The organism is Thermogemmatispora sp., assembly GCF_019683755.1.
Classification (GTDB): Bacteria; Chloroflexota; Ktedonobacteria; order Ktedonobacterales; family Ktedonobacteraceae; genus Thermogemmatispora.
On sequence record NZ_JADGHT010000267.1, the window covers coordinates 1 to 6,600 of the forward strand.

Genomic DNA, 6,600 nt, shown 5'->3' on the forward strand with positions numbered 1-6,600 from the left:
GCTCAGACCACGACCGCTTTCTCACACGCCAGCGCTCCCCGCCCCAAGCTCACCCTTGCCCCCTAGCTAGCTCGGAAGCATCTGGTGCCTTCAAATTTGGTCGCTTGCTTTGTCTCTCAGCTAAAACTCGACAATTGAAACAATCTATGCTAGAATGCTCCTAGCAGCGTCACTAGAGTTTCTCTACTACTACACAGCAGCATAGTTCATCTCATATAATATGGCCAAGGCGCTAAATGCTATTTTCCTGTCACGCAGGGGGCTTAGCAGCTCTTGACTTTCTTACCCTATTAAAGGAGATATTATGTCTTCCCAGGGATATGTGCGCTTTCCTACGATCTACAGAGATCAGATTGTCTTTGTCGCGGAAGATGATTTATGGCTCGTCTCAAGCGAGGGAGGACGCGCTGAGCGTCTGACAGCGGGGACAGGCGCCATCAGCCACCCTCATTTTTCTCCTGATGGTTCCCAACTCGCCTTTGTTGGGCATGAGGAAGGGCCGAGTGAGGTCTTTCTGATGCCCGCCGCTGGTGGTCCTGCACGCCGTCTGACCTATCAAGCTTCCTCCTGCAAGGTCCTGGGATGGACGCCAACAGGCGACGCCATTCTCTATGCAAGCAGCGCTGGCCAGATGAGTCCGCACTACGAAGTGATCTACGCCGTCAATCCCGCTGGCGGCCTTCCGCGCCAGCTTCCTTACGGGGCCGCTAACGAGATCTCGTTTGGCCCTAACGGCGGTATCGTGCTCGGGCGTAATGTGCGCGAAGCAGCCTACTGGAAGCGCTACCGTGGCGGTACCGTCGGCCACTTATGGTGCGACCGTGATGGTAGTGGCCATTTCGAGCGCCTGCTACGTATCGATGGCAATATCAGCTCCCCCTGTTGGGTTGGTGCGCGCATTTATTTTCTCTCCGATCACGAAGGCATTGGAAATGTCTACTCATGCACCCCAGAGGGAGAGGACTTACGCCGTCACACTGACCATGAGGATTTTTATGCGCGTAATCTCTCCAGCGATGGCGAGCGCCTGGTCTATCATGCCGGTGCCGATCTCTATCTGTTTGACCCTGTCAGCAACCAGACGCGTCGTCTGGAGGTTCTGCTCCCCAGCCAGCGCACTCAGCGCAACCGCAAGTTTGTCTCGGCAGCTCACTACCTTGATACCTACGCGCTGCATCCTCAAGGGCATATGGTGGCCTTGACAACACGAGGGAAAGCGTTCTCTTTTGGCAACTGGGAAGGACCAGTCATTCAGTATGGGGAGCCTGATGGTGTACGCTACCGCTTTCTGGAATGGCTCAATGACGGGCGCCGCCTGGTAGCGGTCTGCGATGCCATCGGACGCGAGACTCTGGCTGTCTTTGAGCCGGAGAGCACCGCTGAGCCTCGTCTCTACCCCGACATTGAGTTTGGACGAGCATTGAGCCTGGAGGTCTCGCCCGTGGCTGATACAGTGGCGATCACCAACCATCGCAATGAGCTGCTGGTGGTCGATTTGGAGGAAGGTCGCGCACGTCTCCTAGACCGCAGTGCCTTTGGTCAGATCGAACATGTGGCCTGGTCACCCGATGGGCGCTGGTTGGCTTACAGCTTTCCTTCCAGTGCCCAGCAGACGGCTATCAAGCTTTGTAATCTGGAGAGCGGCGAGCTGGCCTTTGCCACCCGTCCGGTTCTGCGCGACCTGGCCCCCTCGTTTGATCCCGAGGGCAAGTTTCTTTATTTCCTGGGATACCGTATCTTTAACCCCGTCTATGATGCGCTCCAGTTCGATTTAAATTTTCCACGCGGCGTGAAGCCTTATGCTGTTATGCTACGCCGTGATCAGCGTTCGCCGTTCTTCCCTGAGCCACGGGTTCCACAATCCAATGGACGCGAGAAGGAAGAGAAGCGACTCAGTGCCGCTGGAGCCGAGGCTCCTCCGAAGGGGGAGCGCAAGGAGGAAGGAGAGGAAGAGAGCGGTGAGGAGAGCCAGCGCCGGCCTGCGCCGATCGTCATCGATCTCGAGGGCATCACGGAGCGTGTGCTGCCGTTTCCTGTCCCGGAAGGACGCTATCGCAAGGTGCGAGGGATCAAAGGCAAGGCCCTGTTTTTGTGCTTCCCCGTTGAGGGCGCCTTACCTAGCCAAATCGATAGCCAGGCCCCGCCGGTGCGCGGTCACATCGAGTGCTACGATTTGGAGAATCATAAGTATGAGTGGCTGGTGGACGGGGTTGATGATTTTGAGCTGGCCCGTGATGGGCGCATGTTGATCTATCGCTGTGGTCATCGCTTGCGCGTGATTAAGGCCGGCGAGAAGGCCCCCAAGGGGGAGAATGGCGAGCGCGCAAGTCGTGAGACGGGTTGGCTGGACCTGAGCCGAGTGAAAGTGTCGGTGCAGCCGGCGGCTGAGTGGCGCCAGATGTTTGACGAGGCCTGGCGTTTGCAGCGTGAGCAGTTCTGGGATGAGGATATGTCGGGTATCGATTGGGAGGCAGTCCATGACCAGTATGCGCCGCTGCTGGAGCGTGTGGCGTCGCGCTCGGAGCTGTCCGATTTGCTCTGGGAGCTGCAGGGCGAGCTGGGAACTTCTCATGCCTATGAGATGGGCGGTGAGTATCGTCACGGTCCTCAGTATCGTCAGGGCTTCCTGGGGGTCGATTGGCTCTATGACGCCGAACATGAGCGTTATCGCATTGCCCGTATCGTGCGCGGCGATCCCTCCGATAGCCGCGCGACTTCTCCGCTGACAGCCCCCGGTCTGAATGTAGCCGAGGGTGATGCTGTGCTGGCGATCAATGGCCAGCGTGTCGGTCCCCAGCGCAGTCCCGAGGAGCTGCTCGTCAATCAGGCTAATAATGAGGTGCAACTTTTGATCGAGAGCGCGACCACCGGCGAGTTGCGTACAATCACGGTGAAGGCCCTGGCCAGTGAGCGCCAGGCTCGCTATCGCGACTGGGTTGAGCACAACCGACGGCTGGTGCATCAGCTTTCTGAGGGCAAGGTCGGCTATATTCACATCCCCGATATGCATGCTGAGGGCTATGCCGAGTTTCATCGCAGCTATCTGAGCGAGTATGACCGCCCGGCACTGCTGATCGATGTGCGCTGGAATGGTGGTGGCCATGTCTCGCCGCTGTTGCTAGAGAAGCTAGCGCGCCGTCGCCTCGGCTACGATTTTCCGCGCTGGGGCCAGCCTGTGCCTTATCCGCCGGAGTCGCCCCGTGGACCAATGGTCGCTTTGACCAACGAGCAGGCCGGCTCCGATGGCGATATCTTTAGCCATTGCTTTAAGCTGATGGGCCTGGGACCCTTGATCGGAAAGCGAACCTGGGGCGGTGTGATCGGTATTAGTCCCCGCCATCGTCTGGTCGATGGCACGCGCACGACGCAGCCAGAGTTTGCTTTCTGGTTCAAAGATGTCGGTTGGAATGTCGAGAATTATGGCACCGATCCCGATATTGAGGTGGATATTGCTCCTCAAGACTATGCCCAGCAGCGTGATCCGCAGCTAGAGCGCGCTGTTGCTGAGGCGCTGCGTCTACTGGAGAGCTACCCTGCGTTGGAGCCAAAACCAGGCGAACGCCCACGTCGCTCTCGTCCACGCTTGTTGGCCGCTTCGCCAGGAGCAAAACCAGACCCCGGCGGCGCTCCTGACCAGCCTACCAGCGATAGTGGTAGGGCAGCGGCTGCTGAATGAGGCAAGAGGCCGTAGAAGAACGGCAGTAGCAGGCAGCGCAGCGTAGGGGTTAGCTGCTCCCTCCTCGCTTCTCCGCAGCGCGAGAGCAGGCGGGAGCTTCTCCTGCGCTGCGGCTGTGCGCCAGTCAGACTCTGATCTGACCTCACCCCAGGTGAGCGCCATGCCGCCAGCTCCTCTCTCCCAGTGGGAAGGCCGCTTAGCGAGCATAGACCTGCTGGCCCGACACCCAGACGGCACTAATGACCTCAGCGGTGGCGCCGAAGAAGAGACAATCAAGCAGGCTTTCAATGGTCCAGCCTTGGAGCATGGGATGCTCCAGATCAACAGCGACCAGGTCGGCCAGTCGCCCAGGTTCAAGGCGTCCACTCTCGATCCCCAGGGCTGCCGCCCCATGCTCGCAGCCGCAGGTCAGTAGATAGGCCCCTGGCGAGGCCTCCGGACCTGTCACAAGTATCCGCCGCTCGCCATAGCGCAGGCGCGCTGTGTACTCAGCCCACCGCAGTTCTTCAAAGGGATCAAGACGCGTATTGCTGTCAGAGCCGATGGCGAGGGGAATCCGTCGAGCCAGCAGCTCACGATAGGGCGGGATGCCATCGCCGAGGTCACCTTCGGTCGTGGGACAGAGGCAGACCCTTGCGCCGGAGCTGGCCAAAAGGTCTAACTCTGTGCGATCGGCGTGAGTGGCATGCACGACTGTTGTCTGCGGCCCTAGCACCTCGCAGCGCGCCAGCAACACCAGTGGACGGCAGCCGCAAGCCGCCAGGCAGCTTGCGATCTCCGCCGGTTGTTCATTGGCGTGAATATGCAAGGGTAGCTGATGCTGTCGGCTGTAGGCGGCGATGGCACGCAGCCAGTCCTCGGGCACGGCCCGCACTGAGTGGGGTGCCAGCCCCAGGGGAACCCCCAGCCCGCGCAGGGCCTCAACGCGCTCGAGATAGGCAGCGACTGAGGGATCGCAAAAGCGGCGCTGTTCCTCTAAGGCTGGCTGGCCAAAGTCATTGCGCGCGTAGGCCGCCAGCAGGATCACCAGGCGAATGCCGACAGTGCGAGCCGCCTGCAGTAGAGCCTCCGCCATGAGATTGGGGGCAGCATAGGGCCGGCCATCAGGCTGATGATGTACATAGTGGAACTCACCGACCGTAGTATAGCCAGCGGCTAGCATTTCACGATAGGTAGCACAGGCGAGCTGATAAAGACGTTCTGGATCAAGACGCCGGGCCTCAGCGTACATTGCCTGCCGCCAGCTCCAAAAAGTATCATGCCCGCCTATAGGCCGCTGAGCCTGACCACGGAGCGCACGCTGGAAGACATGGCTGTGAGCGTTGACAAAGCCCGGCAGTAGAGCTTTGCCACTGAGCGATCCTCGCGCGGCCTCAGCCTCTGCTTGCAGGCCCCTAGCCTCCACCTCGGCCCGCGACAGCAGCTCTGCAATGCAACCATGCTCATCAATAGCCACCAGGATATCACGCTGCCAGCCGTGGGGCGTGTAGACATAATCGGGCCACAGATAACGCATAGCCCCCCTCTCCTCGCTGGTTCTTTCTCACTTCCTTACTTAACTGAACGACGCACCATTGACGCCTGCATCTGCCCCTGAACCACCCAGCGGCCTACTGCAGCCGGCGCGCTTAGCTACTACAGCGCGCCCGTGGCCTGCTGGAACCACGAACTATCAGGCGCCCTTTGAGGATAACACGCCGGGTCGGGCGCTCTGGCTCAGCAACCCGCTGTAGCAGTAGCTCAGTAGCCGTCTTCCCAATTTCATAGGTCGGCTGCTCGATCAGCGTGATGGGCGGCTGGACCAGTGAGGCCCACGTCGTGGCATCAAAGGAGACAAGAGCCACATCCTCCGGGATACACAGCCCGCGCTCGCGAATCGCTTCTAAAGCCCCTGCCGCCAGCAAACTATTGGTTGTCAGCAAGGCTTCTGGCGGCTCGGGCAGCTCCAGCAAGCGCAGGGCAGCCGCGTAACCAGCTTCAATCTGGGGGGGGACGAAGCGCACAAGCTCCGCCATCGGCTGCACTCCATAAGCCCGCAGTGCCTGCTCATAGCCTGCATAACGCTCGCGCCCCGTGGTGCTGCGCTCGCCACAGATTGCGGCAATCCGCCGGTAGCCATTGTCTAGCAGATGCCTGGTCAGGCGATAGGCTGAATCAACGTTGTCCAGCAAAACCATGTCTACGTCGGCGTCGGGGATCGAACGATCGATTACTACCACCGCTAAACCCGCCTCCAGTTCACGCAGCCCCGCCGCTGTCGGCCCGGTCGGCGAGAGAATCACTCCCGCTACGCTGGCATCGCGCAGCACGTTGAGATAGATGCTCTCTTTTTTAGGGTCTTCGTCTGTGTTGCACAGAATCAGGCTGTACCCTTGCTCGTAGGCCGTGTCTTCAACAGCCCGGCTGATATCCGTGAAAAAAGGGTTGCGAATGTCTGAGACTATGAGGCCGATAGTCGTGGTCTGCTGCGCCCGCAGACTGCGGGCGATCAGATTGGGACGATATTCTAGCTCTTTGATGGCTTTCAGTACGCGCTCGCGTAGCGCCGGACGCACGTGCGGACTGTTGGCCAGTACTCGTGAGACAGTAGCGGTCGACACCCCCGCGGCTCTGGCTACCTCTTTGATGCTCGCCATGCACGCTCTCCAAATGCCTCTCAGTGATTGGCTTGCGGCTGACCCACTCCAGTCGATTTGAATCTTACTATACCACAATTTTGTATCTCGGCATATCACCATAAGGATGTTTCGGTAACTATCTTGAAATCGTTTACAAAAATCTCTGCCATTTTAGGGCCAGAATAGCCAGTTTTTGGGCTTGCCATGCTGTGCAAAAGGGGGAGACACTTGACAAAATTATTGTAATCGTTTACAAATTAGATAAAGTGTGTGCCCTGGCTCCTACCCCTGGAGGCAACCATGATG

Annotated in this window: 3 protein-coding genes; 1 reads left to right on the forward strand and 2 read right to left on the reverse strand. The window is 59.1% G+C overall.

Annotation, left to right across the window (positions count from 1 at the left end; genetic code table 11):
- Nucleotides 1–304: 304 nt before the first annotated feature.
- Complete coding sequence (locus IRZ24_RS15185) at nucleotides 305–3,676, forward strand: S41 family peptidase (protein ID WP_297165720.1); 3,372 nt, start codon at nucleotides 305–307, stop codon at nucleotides 3,674–3,676.
- A 196-nt stretch (nucleotides 3,677–3,872) separates the two neighbouring features.
- Here IRZ24_RS15185 and IRZ24_RS15190 read toward each other — a convergent pair whose 3' ends face one another.
- Entirely contained in the window at nucleotides 3,873–5,192 is a 1,320-nt protein-coding gene (locus IRZ24_RS15190) for a formimidoylglutamate deiminase (protein WP_297165722.1), read from the reverse strand.
- A gap of 112 nt (nucleotides 5,193–5,304) precedes the next feature.
- Nucleotides 5,305–6,312 (reverse strand): LacI family DNA-binding transcriptional regulator, encoded by a 1,008-nt coding sequence (locus IRZ24_RS15195; RefSeq protein WP_297165724.1) that lies wholly within the window; start codon nucleotides 6,310–6,312, stop codon nucleotides 5,305–5,307.
- Nucleotides 6,313–6,600: the final 288 nt, after the last annotated feature.

What these genes read in the sequence shown, in the direction of transcription:
- IRZ24_RS15185 (WP_297165720.1), top strand. Translation starts at nt 305, where the DNA reads ATGTCTTCCCAGGGATATGTGCGCTTTCCTACGATCTACAGAGATCAG.
- IRZ24_RS15190 (WP_297165722.1), bottom strand. Translation starts at nt 5,192, where the DNA reads ATGCGTTATCTGTGGCCCGATTATGTCTACACGCCCCACGGCTGGCAG.
- IRZ24_RS15195 (WP_297165724.1), bottom strand. Translation starts at nt 6,312, where the DNA reads ATGGCGAGCATCAAAGAGGTAGCCAGAGCCGCGGGGGTGTCGACCGCT.